27 protein-coding genes are annotated in these 24,584 nt (G+C 46.8%); 18 read left to right on the top strand and 9 right to left on the bottom strand.

Annotation, left to right across the window (positions count from 1 at the left end; translation table 11 throughout):
- Window position 1: 1 nt before the first annotated feature.
- The 3 genes from fliP to OU793_RS01395 are packed head-to-tail and all read right to left on the bottom strand — an operon-like array spanning window position 2 to window position 1,965.
- Window positions 2-760, bottom strand: a complete 759-nt coding sequence (gene fliP, locus OU793_RS01405) for a flagellar type III secretion system pore protein FliP (protein ID WP_005462793.1) — start codon at window positions 758-760, stop codon at window positions 2-4.
- A gap of 18 nt (window positions 761-778) precedes the next feature.
- Entirely contained in the window at window positions 779-1,150 is a 372-nt protein-coding gene (fliN, locus tag OU793_RS01400) for a flagellar motor switch protein FliN (RefSeq protein ID WP_005462794.1), read from the bottom strand.
- Entirely contained in the window at window positions 1,147-1,965 is an 819-nt protein-coding gene (locus OU793_RS01395; protein ID WP_025793719.1) for a FliM/FliN family flagellar motor switch protein, read from the bottom strand. The genes fliN and OU793_RS01395 overlap by 4 nt, the downstream gene beginning before the upstream one ends.
- Before the next feature lie 386 nt (window positions 1,966-2,351).
- On the opposite strand from OU793_RS01395, the gene OU793_RS01390 reads away from it, so the two are divergent.
- The 8 genes from OU793_RS01390 to fliJ are packed head-to-tail and all read left to right on the top strand — an operon-like array spanning window position 2,352 to window position 10,375.
- Window positions 2,352-3,374, top strand: a complete 1,023-nt coding sequence (locus OU793_RS01390) for an OmpA family protein (RefSeq protein WP_015313602.1) — start codon at window positions 2,352-2,354, stop codon at window positions 3,372-3,374.
- Window positions 3,374-4,705, top strand: a complete 1,332-nt coding sequence (locus OU793_RS01385) for a sigma-54-dependent Fis family transcriptional regulator (RefSeq protein ID WP_180793925.1) — start codon at window positions 3,374-3,376, stop codon at window positions 4,703-4,705. Before OU793_RS01390 ends, OU793_RS01385 begins: the two co-directional genes overlap by 1 nt.
- 16 nt (window positions 4,706-4,721) lie before the next feature.
- Window positions 4,722-5,078: a flagellar hook-basal body complex protein FliE gene (gene fliE, locus OU793_RS01380; protein ID WP_005462799.1), complete on the top strand. Its 357-nt coding sequence runs from the start codon at window positions 4,722-4,724 to the stop codon at window positions 5,076-5,078.
- Between the two features lie 3 nt (window positions 5,079-5,081).
- Complete coding sequence (fliF, locus tag OU793_RS01375) at window positions 5,082-6,836, top strand: flagellar basal-body MS-ring/collar protein FliF (RefSeq protein WP_031776906.1); 1,755 nt, start codon at window positions 5,082-5,084, stop codon at window positions 6,834-6,836.
- Complete coding sequence (locus OU793_RS01370) at window positions 6,799-7,818, top strand: flagellar motor switch protein FliG (protein WP_005478340.1); 1,020 nt, start codon at window positions 6,799-6,801, stop codon at window positions 7,816-7,818. Before fliF ends, OU793_RS01370 begins: the two co-directional genes overlap by 38 nt.
- A gap of 3 nt (window positions 7,819-7,821) precedes the next feature.
- Window positions 7,822-8,577, top strand: a complete 756-nt coding sequence (gene fliH / locus OU793_RS01365) for a flagellar assembly protein FliH (RefSeq protein WP_005478070.1) — start codon at window positions 7,822-7,824, stop codon at window positions 8,575-8,577.
- A complete protein-coding gene (fliI, locus tag OU793_RS01360) occupies window positions 8,570-9,919 on the top strand; it encodes a flagellar protein export ATPase FliI (RefSeq protein ID WP_005478244.1) in 1,350 nt (449 codons plus the stop codon). Before fliH ends, fliI begins: the two co-directional genes overlap by 8 nt.
- 15 nt (window positions 9,920-9,934) lie before the next feature.
- Window positions 9,935-10,375: a flagellar export protein FliJ gene (fliJ, locus tag OU793_RS01355; protein WP_005462826.1), complete on the top strand. Its 441-nt coding sequence runs from the start codon at window positions 9,935-9,937 to the stop codon at window positions 10,373-10,375.
- 37 nt (window positions 10,376-10,412) lie between these two features.
- Here fliJ and OU793_RS01350 read toward each other — a convergent pair whose 3' ends face one another.
- Together OU793_RS01350 and OU793_RS01345 are read right to left on the bottom strand one after the other, a co-directional pair.
- Window positions 10,413-11,450, bottom strand: coding sequence for a trypsin-like serine protease (locus tag OU793_RS01350; protein WP_031827344.1), 1,038 nt, complete (start codon window positions 11,448-11,450; stop codon window positions 10,413-10,415).
- Window positions 11,451-11,537: 87 nt separating this feature from the next.
- Window positions 11,538-12,428 (bottom strand): LysR substrate-binding domain-containing protein, encoded by an 891-nt coding sequence (locus OU793_RS01345; RefSeq protein WP_025499089.1) that lies wholly within the window; start codon window positions 12,426-12,428, stop codon window positions 11,538-11,540.
- Window positions 12,429-12,540: 112 nt separating this feature from the next.
- Here OU793_RS01345 and OU793_RS01340 point away from each other — a divergent pair, with 112 nt between their 5' ends.
- From OU793_RS01340 to OU793_RS01315, 6 genes are all read left to right on the top strand, one after another.
- Window positions 12,541-13,467, top strand: coding sequence for a DMT family transporter (locus tag OU793_RS01340; protein WP_086583498.1), 927 nt, complete (start codon window positions 12,541-12,543; stop codon window positions 13,465-13,467).
- A gap of 100 nt (window positions 13,468-13,567) precedes the next feature.
- Entirely contained in the window at window positions 13,568-14,020 is a 453-nt protein-coding gene (locus OU793_RS01335) for an SRPBCC domain-containing protein (protein ID WP_005462830.1), read from the top strand.
- 139 nt (window positions 14,021-14,159) lie between these two features.
- Complete coding sequence (locus OU793_RS01330; RefSeq protein WP_033904361.1) at window positions 14,160-14,912, top strand: phosphatase; 753 nt, start codon at window positions 14,160-14,162, stop codon at window positions 14,910-14,912.
- A 153-nt stretch (window positions 14,913-15,065) separates the two neighbouring features.
- A complete protein-coding gene (locus OU793_RS01325) occupies window positions 15,066-15,455 on the top strand; it encodes a cytochrome b562 (protein WP_005462833.1) in 390 nt (129 codons plus the stop codon).
- A gap of 163 nt (window positions 15,456-15,618) precedes the next feature.
- Window positions 15,619-15,978, top strand: coding sequence for a hypothetical protein (locus tag OU793_RS01320; RefSeq protein ID WP_071936908.1), 360 nt, complete (start codon window positions 15,619-15,621; stop codon window positions 15,976-15,978).
- 149 nt (window positions 15,979-16,127) lie between these two features.
- Window positions 16,128-17,567, top strand: coding sequence for a PepSY domain-containing protein (locus OU793_RS01315; RefSeq protein WP_086583499.1), 1,440 nt, complete (start codon window positions 16,128-16,130; stop codon window positions 17,565-17,567).
- A 47-nt stretch (window positions 17,568-17,614) separates the two neighbouring features.
- Here OU793_RS01315 and OU793_RS01310 read toward each other — a convergent pair whose 3' ends face one another.
- From OU793_RS01310 to OU793_RS01300, 3 genes are all read right to left on the bottom strand, one after another.
- On the bottom strand, window positions 17,615-17,998 hold the full coding sequence (locus OU793_RS01310; protein ID WP_023584531.1) for a VOC family protein: 384 nt from the start codon (window positions 17,996-17,998) through the stop codon (window positions 17,615-17,617).
- Window positions 17,991-18,920 (bottom strand): LysR family transcriptional regulator, encoded by a 930-nt coding sequence (locus OU793_RS01305; protein ID WP_020841459.1) that lies wholly within the window; start codon window positions 18,918-18,920, stop codon window positions 17,991-17,993. Before OU793_RS01305 ends, OU793_RS01310 begins: the two co-directional genes overlap by 8 nt.
- A 77-nt stretch (window positions 18,921-18,997) precedes the next feature.
- Window positions 18,998-19,471 (bottom strand): hypothetical protein, encoded by a 474-nt coding sequence (locus tag OU793_RS01300; RefSeq protein WP_025551346.1) that lies wholly within the window; start codon window positions 19,469-19,471, stop codon window positions 18,998-19,000.
- Between the two features lie 220 nt (window positions 19,472-19,691).
- Between OU793_RS01300 and OU793_RS01295 the strand changes: the two genes are divergently transcribed.
- The 4 genes from OU793_RS01295 to OU793_RS01280 all read left to right on the top strand — a co-directional run bounded on the left by OU793_RS01295 (window position 19,692) and on the right by OU793_RS01280 (window position 23,382).
- Window positions 19,692-20,375 carry a spondin domain-containing protein gene (locus OU793_RS01295; protein WP_024702149.1) on the top strand — a complete coding sequence of 228 codons (684 nt, stop codon included), beginning with the start codon at window positions 19,692-19,694 and terminating at the stop codon, window positions 20,373-20,375.
- 9 nt (window positions 20,376-20,384) lie between these two features.
- Window positions 20,385-21,080 (top strand): spondin domain-containing protein, encoded by a 696-nt coding sequence (locus OU793_RS01290; RefSeq protein WP_086583501.1) that lies wholly within the window; start codon window positions 20,385-20,387, stop codon window positions 21,078-21,080.
- Window positions 21,081-21,252: 172 nt separating this feature from the next.
- Window positions 21,253-21,984 (top strand): response regulator transcription factor, encoded by a 732-nt coding sequence (locus tag OU793_RS01285; RefSeq protein ID WP_025499100.1) that lies wholly within the window; start codon window positions 21,253-21,255, stop codon window positions 21,982-21,984.
- A 24-nt stretch (window positions 21,985-22,008) separates the two neighbouring features.
- Window positions 22,009-23,382 (top strand): sensor histidine kinase KdpD, encoded by a 1,374-nt coding sequence (locus tag OU793_RS01280; RefSeq protein ID WP_159404228.1) that lies wholly within the window; start codon window positions 22,009-22,011, stop codon window positions 23,380-23,382.
- Window positions 23,383-23,409: 27 nt separating this feature from the next.
- Here the strand turns inward: OU793_RS01280 and sodC are convergent, their stop codons facing one another.
- Window positions 23,410-23,925, bottom strand: a complete 516-nt coding sequence (gene sodC, locus OU793_RS01275) for a superoxide dismutase family protein (RefSeq protein WP_005462859.1) — start codon at window positions 23,923-23,925, stop codon at window positions 23,410-23,412.
- Window positions 23,926-24,584: the final 659 nt, after the last annotated feature.

Here is a 24,584-nt window from a genome sequence, read left to right as displayed (position 1 = left end):
GTTAACCGAAACTGGCTGAAAGAGTGCCGACCGTCATCGCCCAGCCATCGACCAGAACGAACACCACCAACTTGAATGGCAAAGAGACGATAAGTGGTGAAAGCATCATCATACCCATGGCCATCAAGACGCTAGCGACCACCAAGTCGATGATTAAAAACGGAATGAACAGCATAAAGCCAATTTGGAACGCAGTTTTAAGCTCACTGATCACAAACGCAGGAAGAACAACGGCAAACGAGATGTCTTCTACTTTTTGATCGAGCGGCTCATTGGCAATTCGCAACATTTGCTCAAGAGAGCTCTGATGGGTTTGCGCCAACATGAAGTTGCGCACGGGCTTTTCCGCCACGGAAAATGCTTGAACCAGCGTAATTTCACCATTGTCGTATGGTTGGAACGCGTTCTCGTAGATATCCGTCCAAACAGGGCGCATGATGAGCAGAGTAAGCGTTAATGCAATACCCACTAACACGCGGTTTGGCGGGCTCTGCTGCAAACCAAGCGCTTGGCGCAAGATAGCCAGCACCACAATAATGCGTGTAAAGCTTGTTGCCATCAAAATGAAAGCAGGAAGGAAACTGAGCGCCGTCATCAACAAAAGAATTTGTAGTTTAACGCTGTACTCTTGTTGTGCGTCGCCGTCCGTAACGGACAGAATTGTTAAGCCGTTGTCTGCTGCCATTGTTGGGAATGCAAACAAAAGTGACACCAATACCAACAAAGGTAACCAACGATGCCAAGCGCTCAGATTGTTCATTGTACTGCCTACCAAAAATTATCGACCAACGCCGCTTAATGCCGAATCGTGTACGTCAATCAAGCGAAGACCGTATTTGTCATTAACGACAACTACTTCCGCATGGCCAAGTAGGGAACCGTTCACTTTTACGTCCAACGGTTCGCCGTTCAGCTTTTCAAGTTCAATGACGGTGCCTTCGCCCGCTTTCATCAAATCACCAAGTGGGATCTCTTTACTTGCGACTTCAAGCGTGACAGTCACAGGGATGCTTTTGAAAAAGCTCAGGTCGCGCTCTGCAGCAACAGGCTCAGGTTGGCGCGTTGTTTCAGCTTCAAAGTCTTCTAATTGAAAATCATCAAAGTTCAGTTCATCTGTGTCGAACGCTTTAGTTTCAGGCGCTTCGCTCATCGCTGCGTTTCCTTATCCGGGTTAAAAATCAAAACAAGCTGTCCGTCTTGCTCAGCAATACGGCCAGTAAAGAGAGGTTGATTGCCAATGCTTATCGGTACGGTATTTAGTAATTCGATTGGCATGATGTCATCAGGTTTTAGGCTGACAACGTCACTTAGAGCCATCGTTTTTTTACTCAATACCACGTTAAGACGAACTGGCGTTGATTCTAGGGAACGACAAAAAGGTTCATACAAATCCACGTCTGATTGCAGCTCAAGCTGTTCAATCAAGGTTTGGATCAGATGCGTGTCCAGCTTTAAGTACATCGACCCTTGATAACCTTCAAAGGTGATATTTAATTGGACACATAAGCCTATGCCGCGTGGAGCTTCATACTCACATGCTTCCCACATGTCTTGCGGTGCTAGCCAACCGATAATAATGCGGCTGATTCTTTCTTGTAGGCGAAGATCACTGGCAGTCAGTGTTGCGACTGAACGCTCTGTATTAGCGCCATAAAAACGGTCTGCTAATTTAACGAGAGTCTGAGTATCACCGTGAACAAATACCATGCCACCTTCTTGGTGCTTATGGGTGGATGTCTGATCTTTGTCCATCATTGCAGGAGAGAATCGATGCAGGTCTACGGAGGTTAAGCTAGCTTCCACTTTGTTTGTACTGAGCCAATTTTGCAATTCATTCGTTAGGCTTGAACAAGATTCTGAAATTAAATTTTCAAGCTTATCTCGAATGATATGAATAGGCTTGCCTAATAATTCGACATCAAGAGGTTTGATATCGGAAATAGACTCACTAACTCTAGTTTCCATTTATATTTTACCGTGCGTTAACAAACTAAGTTCTTCTAACTTAATATTCGGTAGTCTACACAGAGTTTTTCATGATGTTTTAGTTTTAACTTCGAATTATGTGACTTTAGTTCACATGTTGCTTATGTCAGTACATGCGAAGCTTTTAATAAAAATTAAAAAGGGTTAGTTTCATTTATAAATCGGTTAATAAATTAAAATAGCAACTTTTGAGCAATATTTGTTGTTATTTCACCAGGTTCCTCTATCTGGTGACTAACGTGATTATTATAAAAAAATTAATATAACTAGTTGTTTTATTGGTCTTATCTCGTTTGTTTTATGGGTGTTCCAGCTCATGTAAACGTTTGCCAATCAATTTAAGTATTTCAGAATAGGTAATTAACATGATTAGCTATGCCAGTTATAGAGCTTCAGTGGCATATTTAATTAAACTGCTTAAGTCATGGAAATGTAAGATATACCTTTCCTTTCGTAGTTTGATAATAATTTGTAACGTCTTTTTTTCTTTGGGTTTGGTCAATTTTAATCCAGCCATGTCTGGTGAAGTATTGACAGTTCCAATGGATATTTCTAGTTGGTCTTTTTCAGGAAATAAGTTTGAGTGCAACCTCGTGCACTCAAAAGTTCCAATGGGGAAGTTTTATTTCCGCTCGGAACCAAATAATAAAATTTCCTTTATTTCCGACATACGAGGTGAAGGGAAGGAATGGCAAGGTGCGACACTAATTAGTCAAAATGCACCGTGGGGTAAAGAGCTTTATAGAAAAGTTGAATCTTCTCTTACGGTTACCAAGCCTTCTCGTCGATTTGTATTCCGTAAAGGCGCACCCTCACTAATGAAGGCGATTGCCGGTGGTAGTTGGATTACGCTGGTGTTGGAAGGAAAAGACGCTTCCGCTTTGTCAGAGGTCAGAATCCCAACAATTCAAATTCAAAAGGCACTGGGTGAATTTAATGCGTGTCGAGAGCGACTACCGAAACTTTCGTTCTCACAAGCAAGAGACATCGTTTTGCCTTTTCAATTCGGTCAGAAAACACTAAATGCGACTCAGCAACAGACGTTAGCTGCGCTCTATAGCTATCTTTCTGTTGATGACCGAGTGACGAAAGTACTAATCGATGGCCATACCGACAATGTTGGACCAAGGCTTACCAACCTTTCGGTATCACGTTTACGTGCTCAACAAGTGGCCGATGCACTGATTGCTCACGGTGTAAACCCAAATATTATCGAAGTCAGATCTCATGGTGACCGATATCCGGTCGCAAATAACAATACAGCAGCTGGTCAGGCAAAGAATCGACGTGTGACGTTACGCCTAGTCAGAGACAACGAACGCACCATAGAAAAAAACACCATGTACGTACAACAACAGACTCAACAAAAGAAGGTTAAGGTTCAATGATGACGAAAACGAATATTTTGTTGGTTGAGCCGAACGAACACCTTGCTCAACCTGTACTGGATGTGCTGAAGAATGCCGGTTACACCGCAAAGCACACACGTACAGGGCGAAGCGCACTATTAGAAGAGCGCGCAAGCATCACGTTAGTGAGCTCTACGCTACCGGATATGTGCGTACGTGAGTTTGTTGCGTGTCACCAGAAGCAGCGTAATGCTGGCGTTGTGATTGCGATTGTGGATCAAGAACAAGGCATTTTGGCGGCAGAGACTATGAAGTCGGGCGCGACCGATTACTTGTTGCGTCCATTTGAAGCGAATCAGCTCATCAATTTGCTAAAGCGCGTTGAAGCTCTTGGCAAACCAATGGCGAACATTGTGGCTGAGTCGTGGCGCAGTAAGCAGGTGCTTCAATTGGCACACCGTGCAGCGTGTACGAACGCGAGTGTGTTGATCACGGGTGAGTCTGGTACGGGTAAAGAGGTGCTAGCTCGATATGTACACGAACACTCTCCTCGCATTGATGGCCCATTTGTTGCAGTGAACTGTGCCGCGATTCCTGAATCGATGCTAGAAGCGGTGCTTTTTGGTCATGTGAAAGGCGCGTTTACTGGCGCGACGAATTCGCAAAGCGGTAAGTTTGAAGAAGCAAACGGCGGCACGATTTTGTTAGATGAAATCGGTGAAATGTCTCCTGCAGTCCAAGCCAAACTTTTGCGCGTACTTCAAGAGCGAGAAGTGGAACGTGTGGGCAGTCACAAAGCCATCAAGCTTGATATTCGAGTGATTGCAGCAACCAACAAAGATTTACGCGAAGAAGTGCAAAAAGGCACCTTCCGTGAAGATCTTTACTACCGATTGGATGTGTTGCCATTGCATTGGCCACCACTTCGCGAAAGAAAAGAAGACATTTTACCGATCAGCCAATTCTTTGTTGAAAAATATCAAGATAGCAGCCGATGTCACTTATCTCAGGATGCGATCAGCGCTCTGAGTCAGTATCACTGGCCGGGCAACATTCGTGAATTAGAGAACGTTATTCAACGTGCCTTGGTGATGCGCCATGGTGACTACATTACAGCGCATGATCTGATGTTACCGATTGAACTCATTGCCCCAGTGCCTTCCATGGAGCCAAAGTCCAGCTTTGGTCATGTGGAAGCGAAGAAGCAGGCTGAATACCAATTTATTTTGGACAAATTACGTCAGTTTGGTGGAAACCGAACCAAAACCGCAAACGCCTTGGGAGTATCAACCCGAGCGCTACGTTACAAGCTCGCAGCGATGCGAGAACACGGTATTGATTTACAGTCGGCTCTAGGCTCGGCTGCCTAATAGGAGAAAAATATAGATGGCAAGTCAACCTACTAATGCGGTCTCGGCAGAGCAACTCATGTTGTCAAAAATGCAGGCGATGCAGGCTCAAGTGCAGCCGCCTGAATTTATCGTGAGTGCCAACCCTTTAGATCAACAAGCACTGAATGCTCCACTGTCGTTTTCTCAAGCGATGACGAACGTGTTGGATACAGTTAATCAACATCAATCTGCGGCCAGTCAAAAAATGACGGCGGTAGAAACTGGGCAAAGTGACGACTTAGTTGGCGCAATGGTCGCAAGCCAGAAAGCCAGCTTATCGTTCAACGCTCTTATGCAGGTGCGCAACAAAGTGGTTGCCTCTTTTGAAGATATTATGAAGATGCCGGTGTAATTCATGTCAGAACTAACCCCCCAAGTTGCCGGAAATACGGCCATGACGACCAGCACGACACAAGCGTTCTCGCCAGCAGGCAACATGGACGACGTGACAAATAAGCTTAAGCAGCTTTGGTCAAGTAGCCAACGAAATCTTGTTCTATCCGCTGTTCTCGCGGCGATTGTAGCGGCGATCATTGTGGTTGCGCTTTGGAGTTCCTCTCAAAGCTTCCGTCCGCTTTACAGCCAACAAGAGCGATTCGATATTGGCGAGATTGTCTCGGTCTTAGAGAGTGAAGGTGTGAGCTACCGCATGCAGGAGCAGAACGGCCAAGTGCTGGTTCCTGAAGGTGAGGTGGCTCGCATTCGTATGTTATTGGCGTCAAAAGGCGTAAAAGCGAAACTGCCAACCGGATTGGATTCGCTGAAAGAAGACAGCTCATTAGGTACCAGCCAGTTTATGGAGACTGCGCGTTACCGTCATGGCTTAGAAGGTGAGTTAGTACGCACTATCATGTCGCTAAACTCGGTAGCGAATGCGCGTGTTCACCTTGCGATTCCTCGTCAAACTTTGTTTGTACGCCAAAACGGTGAAAACCCGTCTGCATCTGTCATGCTCGAACTCAAACCGGGTGAAGACCTTAAGCCAGAACAGGTTGAAGCGATCATCAACTTGATCGTAGGCAGTGTGACGGCAATGAAGCCTGAGTTTGTTTCTGTCATCGATCAATATGGCCGACTGTTGAGTGCTGATGTTGCGTCAGCAGAAGCGGGCAAAGTAAACGCGAAGTATCTGGAATACCAAAAGAACGTTGAGAAGCAAATCATCCAACGTGCGGCAGACATGCTAACGCCGATTGTTGGCCCTAGTAATTTCCGCGTTCAGGTTGCAGCCGATATGGATTTCAGCCAAGTGGAAGAAACGCGAGAAATCCTTGATAACGCGCCAGTGGTTCGTAACGAACACACCATTCAAAACAATTCGATTGACCAAATCGCGCTTGGCGTACCTGGTTCTCTTAGCAACCAGCCTCCAGTGACTGGTGATGCGGCGACAAACGACAGCCAAAACACCAATGCGCGTTCTGAAGTGAATCGTCAATATGCTGTTGGCAGCAGCGTGCGCCGTACTCAGTACCAACAAGGTCAGATTGAGAAATTGAGCGTATCGGTTCTATTGAACTCAAAAGCATCGCCAGACGGCGTGGCTTGGAGCGATGCAGACAAAGCGCAAATCTCTACCATGATCACCGATGCCGTTGGCATTTCAGCCGCGCGAGGTGACAGCTTGAGCTTGATGAGCTTCAACTTCACACCGATTGATATCGACGCGCCAACAGCTCTGCCTTGGTGGCAAGACCCTACGGTTCAACAGCCATTACGTTACGTGATCGGCGGGATGTTGGGCTTGGCGATGATCTTCTTTGTGTTGCGTCCATTGATCATGCACCTAACTGGCGCAGACAAGCCAGTTCCTGAACTGAACTTTGCTGAGCCGCCACAAGAAGAGCCTGATTACGACAACTTGCAAACACGTGAAGAGCGTGAGCATGAAGAAGTGCTTAACCGTCGTCTGTCTGAAAAAGGCATTTCTGCCTCGACGGGTCTGGATGTGAACAGCGACATGCTGCCTCCTGCAGGTTCTCCACTAGAGATTCAATTGAAACACCTACAGCTTATTGCTAATGAAGAGCCAGAGCGCGTAGCCGAAATACTGAAACAATGGGTAAACATCAATGAACACAGCTCAGTTGACGTCAAAACAAACGCTTAGTTATGTAGAACAAACCGCGCTTGTGCTACTGGGCATGGGCGAGGATGCGGCGGCCAAAGTGTTGCAGCATTTCACCCGCGATGAAACACAGCGTGTGACTCGCGCAATGGCGAAACTGAATGGCATAAAAAGTGATTCAGCACGCGGCGTGATTCAAAACTTTTTTGAAGATTTTCGTGAGCACAGTGGTATTCGTGGTGCATCGAAAGAGTACTTGTCGAACACCTTGCGTAAGGCGCTCGGCAACGATCTTGCTAAAGGTTTGTTGAACAACCTGTACGGTGACGAAATTCGCAACAACATGCAGCGTCTGCAATGGGTAGAGGCAGAAACGCTGGCGCGATTTATCGTCAACGAGCACCCGCAGATGCAAGCCATTTTCTTGGCTTATCTGCCAGCGGATAGCTCATCTGCCGTGCTGAAGCATTTGCCGCAAGACTACCATGATGAAATCATCTTCCGTATTGCGCAGTTACAAGACATCGATCACCAAGTCGCGACTGATCTGCATGAACTGGTTGAACGTTGTATCGAAAAAGTGTCTGCAAGCCAAAGCGTACCGCTTTCTGGCGTTAAGCAAGCGGCAGACATCATCAACCGCTTTGAAGGCGACCGTGGTTCATTGATGGAAATGCTCAAACTGCATGATGAAGAAGTGGTTAACGCCATCGAAGAGAACATGTTTGACTTCATGGTGCTGGGCCGTCAACGCGAAGAAACCATGGACATGCTCGTACAGCAAATTCCACTCGAGCTTTGGGCTACGGCACTGAAAGGTTCGGATATCACGTTGCAGCAAGCGATCAAACGCTCAATGCCACAACGTATGGTGAAAGCGCTAGAAGACGATATGGAAGCGCGTGGTGCAGTTGCACTAAGTCGAGTTCAGAAAGCGCGCCAAGACATCATGCAAATGGTGCGCGAGCTTGATGAGTCGGGCGAAGTTCAGTTGCTTCTATACGAAGAGCCAACGGTGGAATAAAGCATGGCAGAACAAAGATCGAACATTATGCGACTGCCTCCAAGTGGTTACCGTTTACACCGTTTTCCGCCGCTGGCTCAGCCAGTTGCGGTTGATGAAGAGTTCGGCTTGGACAACCAAGGTTGGCAAGAGTCGCAAGTGGACATTCAGCAGCAACTTGAAGCAGGTTTCCAACAGGGGCTGCAACAAGGTCATGAAGAAGGTTTACGCCAAGGCATCGAGCAAGGTAAGCAACAAGGCTTGCTCGATGGTCAGAAAGAAGGCTTTCAGAAAGGATTTGTTTCTGGTGAACAAGCTGGTAAGCAAGGCTTTTTAGAAGCGGCGAAGCCAGTTAATGACTTGTTCCAAGCCTTGTCTCGCTGGCAGAGTGAAAAAGAGCAACAGCAACGCCACATGATTTGTGAGTTGGTACAGAAGGTGGCTCAGCAGGTGATTCGTGCCGAGCTTACTCTGATGCCACAGCAAATTCTGGCGCTGGTGGATGAAACACTGTCTGCGATGCCGGGCAAAGCGGAGACTGTGACGGTTCATCTCAACCCTCAAGATCTAGAACGCATTACGCACATTAACGCGGATCTGCCTAAGTCTTGGAAGCTGGTTGCCAACAACGAACTGCCAATTGGTGGTTGTCAGTTAGTGACGGATGATGCGGAAGCGGACGCCAGTTGTGACTCACGCTTAGAGGCGTGCATGGACAACGTAAAACAGCACTTGTTAGACGAAGTCAGCATTCCACAGGTTGAGTCTGAAAATGAGTAGTACATTAAGCCACGAACTATTAAGTGAGCGTTTGAGCGATGCATTAGCATCGCTTGATTCTATTCCTGTTGCGCGAGTAACCGGACGCTTGATTAAAGTGAACGGCTTGATGTTACAAGCGGTTGGATGTCGTTTTAAGCTTGAGCAACGTTGCTTAGTGGAAACCGCCGAAGGCGATATGATCGAAGCACAAGTGGTCGGCTTCGATCATACCGTTGCGTACTTAATGCCGATCCGCCGTTTAGGCGGTTTGTTTGCCGGTGCGAAGGTGATCCCATTAGACGGTGACAGTACCGTGCAACTCAGCTCTCAGTGGATGGGACGCGTGGTAAACGGCTTAGGCGAGCCATTGGATGACGGCATGCCGCTTAAAGGGGGCGATCGTGTTTCACTTGAACCTAAACCGATCAATCCCCTTAAGCGTCGTCCTGTCGATACACCGCTTAATGTTGGCGTTCGTGCGATCAACGGTTTGCTGACGGTCGGTAAAGGTCAGCGTATTGGTCTAATGGCGGGCAGTGGTGTTGGTAAAAGTGTGTTGATGGGGATGATCACCAAAAACACGGAAGCGGACGTCATTGTGGTGGGTTTGATTGGTGAGCGTGGTCGAGAAGTTCGTGAGTTTATTGAACGCAACTTAACGCCAGAAGCGAGAGAAAAAGCCATCATCATTGCAGCTCCTGCGGATGAATCACCATTGATGCGACTTAGAGCGACACTGCTTTGTCACCGCGTCGCGGAGTATTTCCGAGATCAAGGCAAAGATGTACTTTTGTTGATGGATTCCCTAACGCGTTACGCGATGGCTCAACGTGAAATCGCGTTATCTTTGGGGGAACCACCAGCGTCGCGCGGCTATCCGCCTTCGGTATTCAGTGTGTTACCGCAGCTATTAGAGCGAGCGGGTAACAGTGAAAACCCTCATGGCAGCTTAACGGCGATTTACACTGTACTGGCGGAGGGCGACGATCAGCAAGACCCAGTCGTGGACTCTGCTCGTGCCATTTTGGATGGACACGTTGTGTTGTCGCGCCAGCTGGCGGAACAAGGGCATTATCCGGCGATTGATATCAACGCTTCTATCAGCCGTTGTATGAGCACTTGTACGCAACCTGCTCATTCCACCATCGCAAACAACTTCCGCCAAATGTACTCCAATTACCTTCAGGTGAAAGAGTTACTGCCGCTTGGTGGCTATCAACCGGGTCAGGACCCTGAGTTGGATCAGTCTGTGTCGATGTATCCGCATTTGCGTTCGTACTTACAGCAATCAGCGAACGAGGCGGTGGATTACACCACCAGTTTGACTGAGCTGGCTCAAATGTTCCAAGGCGCACAGTAGAAAGCGAATGCAGCGATGAAAGCCAAACTTAAAGCGGTCGGCAAACTGCAACAAATGGAAGAAAAGCAGCGTGATAGGGTCGGGCAACAGCTCGACGCTATGCGTCAGCGTCACAATCATCTTTCAACGCAGTTGCAACAACTTTCAGCTCTCAAAGGACACGCTGGTCAATCGGCGTTGTCCTCTCCGTCTTTGAATAGCGCGGCGTTGATGAACTTCAACCGCGTTGATCAGATGCTGCAAAGAATGCTTCGTCACCACGAGCAAGAACAAGCGGTGATGCAAGCCGAATGTGCATCAGTACAAAAAACGTTAGAACACAAACACGCTCGCGTTCAAGGATTGGAAAAGGTATTAGAGAGATGGCGCACCAAGCAAAATTATGAGAAAGCCAAAAAAGAGCAAAAGCTGATTGAAGACATCATCAACTCTCGCGTGAAACGCAAAACGTTGTAAGCGTTTTGCGTTTATTTTTATCTAGTAAAGAGAAACGTTACGTCGTCTTTCTGCGTCGCAGCCACCCTAATAATCCTCCAAAGAACAACAACCCTGCACCTATTGCACCACCGCTGCCGTTGTCGCTAAATCCTGAAACATTAGTGTCCTCTGGATCAAAGCCCGAATCACCTTCACTATGGTAATCCTCTAAGGCTGCTAAGCTTGCGTTATAAACGGTTTTAACCCCAGAACTGGTTCTTGCCTCTATCCATGAGGTGTAATTCAGAATCTCTGTGAAGACGCTCGGAATGGCTGCCGACTCACAAATGGATGAGCCGTAACTCACAATCCCGATTTGCTGATACATACCGTTGCTGTCTTGATAGGTGAGTGGGCCGCCAGAGTCCCCACTACATATTCCGGTATAGCTACGGTCTGGAAAGCCATTTGCACAAATGTTTTCTTGGTCGTTATACCCCACAACGAGAGAAGCACATTGGGCATCAGAAAGCGGTTGAACCTCCGCCCATCGCAAATAGTTCGGGCCGCTGGTGTCGGTCGTGGACGTTTGTCCCAATCCAAAGATTTGATAAACCGATTCGCCGCTGTAATCGCCAAAATCTTGAGGCAGAGTGATGGACTGAACGTTATCGGTAATTGGTCGGGTTAACTCCAATACCGCCAAGTCATTAATCCATAGGTCATTAGGATCATAGTTGGGATGAATCGTAATAGTGCGAACGTCTTTGAACTCTTCGACATAAACATCGTTCATGGTTGGATTTTTTACCAGAACACGAAGATCGTTCGCTGTCCAACCGTCAGTAAAAACCGAGGATTCTACGCAGTGGGCGGCCGTTAATATGAAACGATCATTAACGATAGAACCACCACAAATATTCGCGAATTGTCGGTCGCCCGTTTTGTGTAAAATTAGCCGAGCAAAGAAGGGAAGCTGATTTTGAGACGCTTGCTGGCCTCCAATAATCGCGGTTGAAATGCCTTGCTCGTCAAGCTCCGCCCCGTCACTGGCATTACCCACTGCTGGTACAACGAGACAAGCCCCAATCACTACTCTATGAAACAATCGCATAGCCTCATCCTTGAGTTTTTTCGCACTCTATTTACTTTAGCCGAGAGTTCACCAAGCTCAAGTTAACGTATTGAGTAACAGGCTCAGTTACGCAAATTCTTGTTTTAACCACGAGCGCAATAGGTGAAAGCTTTCTTGCTTGAGCTTATGCGGTGGGCACACAAAGTAAAGCTGCTGATTAGGATTGATCACAGGCTCACCAAGTTCGATCAGCTGACCGTACTTGATGTCGTCTTTCACAAACAAACGGTGAGTCACCAACACACCCAAACGACGCGTGGTTGCCTGAACCGCTTGAATCGACATATTAAAAGTGATCGGCTTTTTGTTTTTTGGACGAGCGACTCCTATCGCGTCTGACCAGACTTGCCAATCGTGTTTTCTGCGCTCATTCGTGACCTCAATGAGCGGATACGTCTTTAAGATGTCAGAAAGGTTAACTGGATTGCTGTGGTCGATGAGATCAGGGCTGCACACTAATACCAGTTCGTCTTCACTGAGCTTTTCGCAATAGTAGTCTTGCCACTCTTCAGGGTTGCCATGCACCAACGCAGCATCAACGCCTTCTTGTTCCAAATTGAACCGTCCAGAAAGGTTAGATAGGCGCACATCAAGTTGGGGCGCATAGGCTTGAAGGCGTGGCATACGTGGGATCCACCAATGCAGTGCCAAGGAATTCACCATGTTTAGCGTAATGCGTTGAGAGTTTTGATCGTGCATCAGTGCTTCGGTTGCATCGACGATTTGTTCTAACGCTGGCGCGACTTTGCGGTAGTATTTTTTGCCTTCCGTATTGAGGTACACATGGCGTCCAATACGGTCAAAAAGCGGTTTGTTTACTTGGCTTTCGAGAGATTTAATTGCTTGGCTGATCGCCGAGTGGCTAACGCTCAGAAGCTGGGCGGCTTCCGTCATACTGCCTGATTCCGCCACCGCCACAAACGCGTAGATGGATTTTAATGGTACTAATTTGCGCATGGAACGAACCTGTTTTCAATGTGTAAGTTTTACTTACAGTAGTGGTTAATATTAATCGCTATTTCTATAAAGTCACTTTTCATAAAATGCTCCGAGAATTAAGGAGTATCTAATGAATCACGTTCACAAACCCATCGTATTTATGTTGATGTCTACATTAAGCTTATCTGTTACGGGCTTGCTAGCAAAGCAGCTGTCCGAGGCGCTTTCGGTAACCATGTTCAGTTTTCTACGATTTTTCCTACCTGCGGTTATCTTGCTCTTAGTTCTGATCCCGAAAGGCATCAAACTGCCGAAATCGACCGAGTTGAAGCCCACTTTGCTACGCGCACTTTGTATTGGTCTGTCTCAATTGTGTTTTATTGCGTCTCTTCAAACGTTAACACTGGTCGAAAGTGTGGTCCTTTTTGCTACAGGCCCGTTGTTTATGCCTGTGATTGAGAAGCTTGTCTGGCATGGAAAAATTCGTGCGTCCACCGTTTTTGGTATTGCGATGGCGTTTAGTGGTGTGGTGTTGTTGGCTGGAACGGAAGGCGAATTTACTTTGCGATACGACTTACTGCTTGGTTTGGCCGGTGGCCTGTTTAACTCCGGCTCACAATTGACGCTGTATAAAGTCAGCAAAAGTAATATGTCGCCGCTAGAGATCAACTTCTGGGCGTTTAGCTTTGCCGCGTTATTTATTCTGCCTTTGGCGCTTATCAACGATGGCTCTGGACTGTTGGGGGCTCATTCATTCTCACTATCCGTTGAGCCTAGTGTGCTGTGGCTATTAGTCATGTCGATGTTGATCATCAATACTCAAGTGTTTCGTGCAAAAGCCTATAAACTGGCCAGTAGCGGCTCTCAACTCGCACCACTGATTTTTACCAACTTGTTGTTTACGGCCGTTTGGCAATCACTTTTTTTCGCTGATGTAATGAGCCGCACTCAAATCGCGGGCATGGGCTTAATTGTGCTCGCGACGGTATTGAATGGGTTCTGGGATGTATTGGTCAAGCATCATCAAAGCAAGGCGTTACAAACGAGAACATCTTAGTGTCTCGTAAAAGTAAGTTGAGATAAGCATTTAAAACGCAAGCAAATTTGATTTTTCCTGAGAATAAACTAGCGTCAATGAAGGTTCAGGGAGAGAAAACATGCTTACATTAAACTATTACGTAGAAATAACCGCGACTCCGCAGCGCGTATGGAGAGTGCTGACGGATGCTGAGCTTTACAAGCGTTGGGCGCAGGCATTTTCACCTCAATCTCAATTCGAAGGGGAGTGGGAAGAGGGCAGCGACATCACCTTTTTTGATCCGGATATGGGCGGCACTCGCGCAGTGATTGATTCTGTGCAGCCACTGCATCGGCTAGAGTTTCATCATGTTGCCATCTTTAACCCCGACAATAGGCAACAGTTGGACGCCGATATTGCAGCCAAGTGGATTGGATCTCGTGAGATCTATCAGATCGACACAGAAGACGAACGCTTGTTGCTCAACATCACCATTCACACTCACAGTGACTTTGTATCGATGTTCAACAATGGGTGGGAAAAAGCGTTGCCATTGATTAAAAGTATTTGTGAGGAAACGGACTCGCAATAGCACTAAATATCGAGACGCACTTTTTCCATTTCTAGGCTGAGTAAGAGAGCGTTCACCGCCGCATTTTCGGTGTTCGCTACATCTTGACCGCACGAGGGTATACAATACCCGCAAATTTGAGCACTCAAGAGACTGGATGATGGAATTTAAGGTTGATACCCACACGCATACTTACGCGAGTGGTCATGCGTATAGTACGTTGATTGAAAACGCAAAGTCGGCAAAAGAGAACGGGTTAACCATGTTTTGCACGACGGACCATGCGGAGTCGATGCCGGGTGCGCCTCACTACTGGTTTTTCTCCAACCAAAAAATTCTGCCTCGTTTTCTTGAAGGTGTTGCCATCGTTCGCGGAGTGGAATCCAACATACTTAACATGGAAGGTGAAATTGATATTCCGCCAAGCGTCGATCGCAATTTGGACTGGGTTATTGCCAGTTTCCACGAGCCCGTTTTTCCACCTGCCAATAAAGAAGCACATACTGAAGCGCTGATAAACGTCATCAAAAGCGGTCGCGTTGATGCGTTAGGGCATTTGGGTAACCCGAACTTCGATTTCGATTTTGAACAAGTGCTGAAGTGCGCTAAAGAGCACAATGTAGCGATAGAAATCAATAACACCACGCTCAAAGGCAACAGCCGTGTTGGCAGTGTGGATCGTTGTCATGAAATTGCGCAAATCGGCAAAGCGTTAGATGTGTATTTTACTACGGGAAGCGATGCACACTTTTGTCATGATGTGGGCAATCTGGAGCTTGTCAGTGAGCTGATGGACAACCTTGATATTGATAGCAACAAAGTGATTACTCACTCTGCTAAACAGTTTTTGTCATTTCTTGAACTGCGTGGCCGCTTGCCAATCGCAGAGTATGACGAGATTCGCAACGCATAAACTTGATTACATTTTAGGTATGCACCCTAGGTAAGATTGCTTTACACTGCCCCTCTTAAATACCCGAATATTCCTACAATGCGTATTAGCGTGGCGAGTTATTTGGGTAAACGAAGCCGACACAGAATTCGGCACTAAAATGGAGAAGTGAAAATGTTACGTCCTTTAGTTCTAGGGTGTGCGATTGCGTTTGGCTCAACATACGCGATGGCAGAAGCGGTTGATTTGAAGCAAAACATGAAGCAGATGAAGATGGAATTCAAACAGGCCGCAGAAGCGTCTGACGTGGAAACCATGAAATCAGCGATTGATAGCTTGCAAGCCATTGTAGAACAGTCAAAACGTGGTAATTACCCACCAGAAAAGTTTGATACTTACCTAGAAGGTTTCAACAAGCTGTCGGTAACGCTAGACAAAATCGAAGCGGATCTGGATGCAGGTAATTTGACAGAAGCAAAAGCGCAACTGCGTGAGATCGATAGCCTTCGTGAAGAGTACCACGACAAGCGTAATCCAAGCATTTGGAGCAAGCTGTTTGGTTAAGCAGCGCTTACGTTCATGAATGATTGAAAGAAAGCCCGCAAATTTGCGGGCTTTTTTGTCTCTGTCAACATAATGATTGTGAGGTAGTAATCACTTATTGATCCTCTTTTTGAGCTGAAACTCAGAATTGGCTACTCTGTGTGAAATTTGTTAAGTCACCGTTATGCGTAGATTAATTCCTTTTTATCGCTCCATGTTATTCGCTAGCGCCTTAAGTTGGGTGCTCGTGACACTGATGCCTGTTATCAATGCTCATGGTAACAGCATGGGCGTGTGGGCGACGCTTTGTACGCTAAACGGTTTCGAGCTGGTTCAGATAGAAGAGGGCGACAGCTCGGTGACGCACAAGGGCAAGCCGTGTCCATTTAGTCACTTTTCCACTTTCCACCAAGATTCACTTCCAACTACACCGATACTTTCACGACTGAGCTCGGTAATTTCTGAACGCTACACTTTTTTGGCTCTAAGTGTACGATTTGAAACGCCAGTTCCACGTGCGCCGCCTGTGGTTTCTTTTTCATAATCCATAAAAACAATAAGTAAAGTCACACATACACTGCTCACTCAAGCAGTCGCACTCCCAAACCTGTCCAAATTTCACCGCATAGAAAAGTATGTGGGGGAAGCATTTGGTCTGCGTTTTTGGTGTGCAAAAATGAAAAGGAAATAAACATGTTGAGAAACTCAACAAAGCCTCAACTCAAGGAAGCGTCGCGCGCAAAATCCATCTACTTTATGACGTGGCGATGGCATTTCTACGCAGGATTATTCGTTATCCCATTTATGCTCATGCTGTCCGTCACCGGACTGGTGATGCTGTTTGATGATGAGATTGAACTGGCACGCTATGAGACTACGCTAAAAGTGGTGCCGCAAGAGCACAAGGCACCAGTGTCCATCCAGTTAGAGTCGGTTAAGCAAGCCTATCCCGATTTCAGCGTTACCCAGTTTGTGCCTGCCAAAACTGCGCATCTTGCCAACCGATTTTCAATTAAAGCGGAAGATGGACGTTCGCTCGTTGCTGCAGTCAATCCATATACGGGCGAGGTTCAAGGCACCATTGATCGTTCAGATAGCGTTTATGAGCTGATGAATAACATTCATGGCACCTTACTGATTGGTGAGCTTGGCGATCGTTTAATCGAAATATCAGCCAGCTTAAGTATTTTACTTTTGGTGTCGGGCTTGTATCTCTGGCTTCCTCGCGACAACGCCAGTCGAGCGGGCTTTTTGAAAATCCGTGTTGCCCAAGGTTCTCGTATTTTATTGCGCGATGTGCACGCTAACTTAGGTGGTGTGTTGTCCCTCGTTTTACTGTTTTTCCTGATTTCTGGTTTGTCTTGGGCTGGAATTTGGGGTGCAAAGATGGTTCAAGCTTGGAACACGTTTCCGACCTATTACACTTGGGGTGAAAAGCCAGAGTCGACATTGACGCATAAGGATCTTAACCACGGTTCGTCAGAAGAAATGCCTTGGAACTTAGAGCTTGCTGCCGTACCTGAATCGAAAGATAAACCCGCCCATGATCACGCGAACATGGAAAGGGGGGAGTCTTACACGGCGAGCCATCGCGCGTTATCGATTGACGACATTATTCTTAAAGCAGAAATGATGGGCTTTATCAGCTACAAAGTATTCTTGCCTCGTTCAGATGACGGTGTTTACACCGTTGCCGCCAACTCAATGGGAGGGGACATCTCTGACCCAAGACAAGATCGAACCAGCCATTTTGACCAATACTCAGGTCGTTTGCTGGTGGATGTGACTTGGCAGGATTACAGCTGGTTTGCCAAGTTAATGGCTGCGGGTGTCTCACTTCACCAAGGAGACGTAAGCATCATCAACAAGGCGTTGAATGTGCTGTTCTGTCTGGCATTTATTCTGATTGCTATTTCCGGAGTGGTGATGTGGTGGTTCCGTCGACCAAGTCGCAGCGCATCGCTTGGCGCGCCGCCACAATTTCAACATGACGGAGTGTGGAAATTGGGGTTAGCCACATTGGTTGCCATCTGTGCCGCGTTCCCGATGGGCGGTTTAGCCATTGTGAGCGTTTTGCTGTTGGACTGGTTGGTGTTCAACCGTGTCGAGAAGCTAAAAGCAGCACTGAACTAAGGTGTCGTATTGGTGTAAAACAAGAGCCAGCGAATTGCTGGCTCTTTTTACTTCTGATAAAGCTCCAATGGTAAGCCATCGGGATCTTGGAAGAACGTAAATGCTTTGCCCGTAAACTCATCAATGCGAATGGGTTCAACAGCGATGTGTTTGGATTCCAGATACGCTTTTACTTCTTCAACGTTGTCGACTTGAAACGCCAAATGTCGCAAGCCTTGCGCCTCCGGAAAGCTTGGTCGCTCCGGTGAGCCGGGAAAACTGAACAGCTCGATTTGGCTTCCGTCCGGCAACGCAAGGTCGAGTTTGTAGGAGTCTCGAGCTTCACGATAGTTTTCTGCGATGATTTGTAGCCCTAGCACTTCGGTGTAAAAACGCTTTGATGTTGGGTAATCACTGCAAATGATAGCGACGTGATGAATCGCATTAAACATGGTTGGGTTCCTTAGACACGAGATGTTCGTTTACAAAGTCGAGAAATACACGCAGACGTGCAGGCATGTATTTGGTTTGTGCGTACTGCATGGCGACCGCACCGTGGTAGTTACTTTTGATCATCCAATCGGACAACACTTCGACCACTTCTCCGCGCTCTAATGCCTCTTTCACCACGAAATCGTGGAAGATGCCAATCCCTAAACCTGCTTTGACGCCATTTAGGCGCATTTGCGAATGGTTGACCGCATACCGACCACTGACCGCGATGGAATGAAACGCCTCTTCTTTAAAAAACGACCAAATGTTGTCTTTGTCGTTTTCTGCTAGGTAAATACAATCGTGCTGTTCAAGTTGCGTCGGATGTTCTGGCATGCCTCTTTGTGCAAGGTAGTCTGGTGAGGCACACAAAACCAGATTGGTTTTACTTATCTCTTTGAGCACCAAATTCTCATCCGGTTTATCGGTGAGCTTAAAAGCGACATCAATGCCCTGACGAAACAGGTCGATTTCCCCGTCGGCAGCGCGCAGCTTGAGCTGAATTTTTGGATAACGTTGCAAAAAAGGCAGCACGAACGGTTGCAAGACCGAGTTCAAAAACGCCTCTGGTGCCGCTACCGTTAGCGCGCCAGTTGGTTCGGCATGTTCTTCTGCAGATAGCTCAACGGCTTGCTGCGCGGCATTAACCATTGCAATGCTTTGGTCATACACTTTTTGCCCTGCTTGAGTAATGATCAGCTTGCGCGTGGTGCGTTCAAACAACTTCACGTTGAGGGCTTGCTCCAAACGGGTGATCAGTTTGCTTAACGCAGATGGGGTAACGCCAAGCTGTTTGGCTGCGGCAGTAAAACTGCCTTCGTTGACCACCAAAATAAAGGAGGCCAAATCGGGCAGTAGAGCAATGAGTTTTGGATTAACCATAAAGATTCCGTTCTACGCGGCGTATTAAAAGTATTGTCTGGCAGGGCTTTACGAGGTGCAAGTGTGCCAGTCTCGCTTTAACGATATTTTGCCAAAAAGGCGTGAAGAATCGGCAACCCAGACTCGTTAGCATGATAACGCTGCCAACATTGATAAATAGCGGTTTCATGTTCTGCGACTAAATCAAATGCAGTTTGAAAATTGACAGCGTTTGAATTCTTCTCTATCGCGAGAGTTTGCCATTCTCGGTATGTCACTTCGTACGGCTCAACCCAATTGAGTAGCGTGGCAACCAGCTCTGACCAAGGTAAATCGATCCACTTTTCTGCATCGGAAAGACCTTTTTCCATCATTTCTTGATGACGGTCTTCTATCTCCATTCCATGTGCTTGCAAAACAGGTTTGAGTTTTTCAGCGGTCAGTTTTTCCACGTCGACTAAAGTTTGCCAAAGCGCGCGTTGCTCTGCCTGTTTGTAGTTGTTGAGATAGTGACTGAAAAAGGCAATACCGTAGATTTCTCCATAGTATGCAGTAAGTAAACTGTTGAGCATTTTAATGTGCGTTTGGGGAAATGATGGGCGCTATTTTATAACGGAATGAAAGAGATAAGAAGTTGTGAGAATTTTATGAGAATTCGATGAAGTTACCGAGATATTTGCTCGTCATGCTTAAAGACAAGAATGACAAACGTTCGAAAGCAATGCTGCTCAAGCCAACAAAAGACGATGTTCAAGGGCTTGGGTTTCACTCTCATAAAAGGATGGATTCACAATGAAAAAACGTACCCAACTTAGTCTTGTCATGACGTCTGTTGCTCTGGCGGTTGGCGCGGCATCAGCTCAAGCGGCGGAACTAGAAATTACGGTTACCAACGCAACCAAAGGCATTTACTTTACACCGCTTATCGTCGCGGCGCATGGCTCAGATCTACATATGTTTAAAGTCGGAGAATCCGCCACATCAGAGCTTGAAGCGATGGCTGAAGGTGGGGATATTTCTGGATTATCGACCGTGATTGGCAACGCAGGCGGCGCAGTCGTAGAAAATCCTGCGGGCGGTATTCTCAATCCGGGCGCTGCGACCACGTTTACTTTGGATAGTGGCGATCACGGTTACCTCTCACTTAGCGCGATGTTATTGCCAACCAATGATGGTTTTGTCGGTTTAGACAGTTGGAAAATTCCAACCGAAGCGGGCACTTACAAAGCGACCTTGAACAGTTACGACGCAGGCACCGAAGCGAACGACGAGTTAGCGTCCAGCATTCCTAATCCTCCTTTTATTACCTTCGGTAGCGGTGGTACTGGCGTAGAAACGGCGGTGAGCAACGACAAGGTTCACATTCATCCGGGTAATTTGGGTGACAGCGATCCAGCTGGTGGCAAGAGTGATCTCGATAGCAGTCATCATCGTTGGTTAAACCCAGTTGCAACCATCACAATTGTTGTGAAGTAAGGAGGAGGTATGAAATACAAAATCTTACTGGTAGCGGCCTCTGTCGGAGTGCTCGCTGGTTGTCCGAATGATGACGATAATGATGTCGCGAAGTCATACCGATATACGGTGAATGTCGAGAACTTAACGGCGAACCAACCGATGTCTCCACTGGCGGTGCTGACTCACAATAGCAATTTTCAGCTATTCGAAATTGGTCAAAGTGCGTCGGTTGAGTTAGAACACTTAGCCGAGGGTGGCAGCAATGCCGAGCTGATTACTCTGATGAACAGTGACGACAACGTCTACCAAGGTGTCTCTGGTAACGGTTTGCTGCTGCCGGGCTCATCGGACGAAGTCTCCATCACGGTCAATCCTCATCGTTATGGTTATCTGTCGCTGGCTTCGATGCTTGTGAACACTAATGATGCCTTTGTTGGCGAAACGGGATTATCGCTCAAGTCACTCGCAGTGGGTGAGAGTTACGAGATGAACATGAACGTGTGGGATTCTGGCACAGAGCTTAATGACGAATTGGCGGCCACGATTCCCGGCCCTGCGGGTGGCGGAGAGGGATTTAACTCAACCCGAAATGATATGAATGATGCGGTCGCGTTTCACGCTGGGGTCATCAGCCATGATGATGGACTGGCGGATTCAACCTTGTCGGCAAACCATCGTTTTCTAAATCCTGGAGCGAAGGTCACGATCACGCGCGTTGAATAACTCATCTGCTCTGGTGGCGGATCCTTTCCTAAAAGTGTTTGTTCATGCTTTTATCCCTCACTCCACCACCAGAGCACTTTTTGACCTTGTGGGAAGCTGACCTTGTTGAAAGAAATACGGCTCCGTTCCGGTCATTTGCAGAATGAGGCGTCTCCCAGACAAGGAAAGGATCATGGAACGGCACACAACCAACGTGGTGGCGAACATATTGTTGATTGAAGACGATGATGACTTGGCCGAACTGGTTCAAATGCATCTCAAGTTTCAGGGGCATCAAGTCAGTCGAGAATCCAGCGTTGCAGCGGGCAGAAATGCTTATCAGCAGCAGTCGTTTGATTTGGTGATCCTCGACAGAGGTTTACCCGATGGTGATGGTTTAGATATCTGCCATCACTTGCGCCAGCAGCAAGATTGGACGCCGGTTTTGGTGTTGACCGCAAGAGACGGTGAGATGGATAAAGTGGATGGGTTGGAAGCTGACGTCGATGATTACATTACAAAGCCGTTTAGTGTTTTAGAGTTTCAAGCTCGGGTGAGAAATGTACTTCGGCGCGTTAATCAAGTCGCTGAAAAGCCGACTCCAGAAAAAGCAGAAGATGGGGCACTTAACTTTGGTGACTTGAAGATCATTCCCCAATTGCATCAGGTTTCGCTCAACGATAAAGACGTCGCGCTGACGGCAACCGAATTTACCTTGCTACAGTTTCTCGCCACGCGTCCCGGTCGAGTCTACAGTAAGGACGAGCTGTTGGATCATGTCTGGAACACCAATCATGCTGGGTACCATCACACGGTTTGTAGCACCATTAATCGCTTGCGCAGCAAGCTGTCGTTGTCGGACTCAGAGCATCATTTTATTCAAACGGTTTGGGGTGTTGGGTACAAATTTCAGCCGCGCCCATAATGGGCGGTGTGAGGAGGCGATAGGATGAGCTTCAAATCTCGTTTGGTGGTATTCACCACGGTTTGGTTTTGTTTGGCGATGGCGGCCATTGCGCTGACTTACAATTGGCAAAAAGAGACCATTGAGCTTCGCACCAAGCAAAGCTTACATCAAGATCTAGCCAGTCACATGCGGGATGATAATCCGCTCATGATTGGTACGGACTACAATCCCAAAGCACTCAAGTCGATTTTCCACACCCTCATGTTGATAGGACCGGATTTCGAAATCTATTTTCTTGATGGCCAAGGCAACATTACCACGCACGCTGCGCCAGAAGGGACGGAATTGATGGGAGCGGTGAATCTGGCTCCTATTCGTCAGTTTCTCAGTGGTGAACCTTTCCCGATTCTAGGCGATGACCCGCGTAATCGTGATGAACATAAAGTCTTTTCTGTCGCAGCGATAGAGGAGCTTGGCTCAACCATTGGTTATTTGTACGTGGTGATCGGGAGTTCTCGTCATACGGCCATTGCCAATGCTCAAGTGGATTCGCCGTACTTGGCGCTTGCGGGTTTAGTGCTTATTTCGATTTTAGGTTTCGCTTTTGGCTCATATTTCTTGGTTAAGCGCAGCTTGTTAAACCCGATTGAACGTGTGACCGATCAACTGCAAAAACAAGCCGAACACGACTTTCGCCTACAACCCGATTTTGCACATCAAGTGCCGGAGCTAGTGCCGATTGCTCGTTCGTATCAATTGATGGCAAAACACATCCAGCAGCAATTTTTACAACTTGAATATCAATCCTCTCATCGCCGCCAAAGTCTTTTGCAATTGAGCCACGATTTAAAAACGCCGCTTTCGAGTGTGCTTGGGTATTTGGAAACGTGGCGTTTGCAGCATCCTGACCCCGATCCGCTCATTGAAGTGGCGTTTCGCAACAGTGAAAAACTCTCCCAGCAATTGCACGCTCTGTTGGATGTGGCAAAACAAGAAGCTCCGCTACCGATCTATGAGTATCTTCCGATTGATATTAGCCAACTAATGGCAGAATGCGCCGAAACTATGCAAAGTCAGTTTCAACGTAAAGGCGTGACGTTGAACATTACCGTAGATGAGCCACTCCAAGCGATAGGGGATAAGGGGTTATTAGAACGATTGATATTGAATTTATTGGAAAATGCACTTCGGCATAGTCCGTCGGATGCGACCGTGAGTTGTGATGTAAAACGGGGCGATAATACATCTCAAGTTCGTTTTACTTTTTCCAACCAAATAGAGCTGAATGCGCAAGCTGGCGCGCTAGGCATTGGTACTAAAATTGTTCAGTCCATTTTAATGCTGCATCACAGTCATCTTGAAACCGATGCGACATCGCATCGGTTTACACAACGATTCACACTTCCTGCCGCATGAGGAAGTGTGAATCAGACAGATCATGATTTAGTCGATCACGCCACACACAATGCGCGCACCGCCGCCACCTAATTTGGCTGGTTGATCCGAGTGATTGTCCCCACCAGCATGAATCATCAAGGCTCTGCCTTTTAAATCCGACATTTTGAGGCGCGGAGCTAAAACCGGTTGGTTGGCGTTTCCTTCCATGTCGGCGTACAACGCTGGCAGATCGCCAAGATGGTTGCCATCGGTCCATGGAAAACCGTGTTGGCCAGTATTGTCTGGGTCGTAATGGCCGCCCGCACCGCCACCTACTACGGTTTTACCGTCCTTTTCTGCACTGTCACAGGATGGGTTAGCGTGGACGTGAAAGCCATGTAGTCCGGCAGGAATTCCTGACAGATTCGGCGTGAATACAATTCCGTAGTCACTCTCTGATAATTCCACCGTACCGACGGCTTGGTTAGTACCCAAATCGGTCATGGTGATTGATTGGGCCAACGCGTTTGGTGTCATCACGAAAGCAGCCGCCGCTGAGATGCACAGCAATCCTTTTAACATGCGATTTCCTTCTTTATAAAGTATTCATTTGAGCGTATATCCAAGTGATTTGTTCTCGCAGCTAAGAGTTAGACCGTACATTTGTTTGAACTACTTTAGATCTCGCTATATATGGTCTAAAAATTAACTGTTCATTTAAACATCAAGCCATTTTATGAAACTTAACATATTGAGATTACTTGGTTATAAAAAGAATAGTCGCAGTTGAACAAATATGACGCTGAATTTTCTAATTAATACAAAGTTAAATTTTTAATGAATTTATAACAAAGCTCACTATTTGTTTATAGATAAAACTATTATTAAGCGTTTATCATAAAAATAGTCAATTTAATGAATATTTTAATATGTATTCAGTTGTTTATTGGTTGGAAGCGAAACTGTTGCTTATGTCATCAAATAAGCTAAAAAAGTGGAACTAAAGTCACTTAATGGCAGAGTAAAAAATTAAAGTCTGGTTTGAATAGGTAATAATGTTTTAGTAACAGATAGTTACGCGTTTAAAAATTAATAATATGGCTAATTTCCGACAAGGATCGAAAAAAATGAGGGCTTTGTTGCGTAATTCGATGGAACTAAATCAAGAAACTACGATCTGAGCGGCTACGCCCATCAATCGTCGTAGCCTCATGCCTAAACCTCGTTACAAAACAACTAAC

Origin of the sequence: Vibrio sp. VP6 (assembly GCF_028823755.1) — a bacterium.
Taxonomy (GTDB): Bacteria; Pseudomonadota; Gammaproteobacteria; order Enterobacterales; family Vibrionaceae; genus Vibrio; species Vibrio parahaemolyticus.
This window is presented reverse-complemented; position numbering and strand designations above follow the sequence as displayed.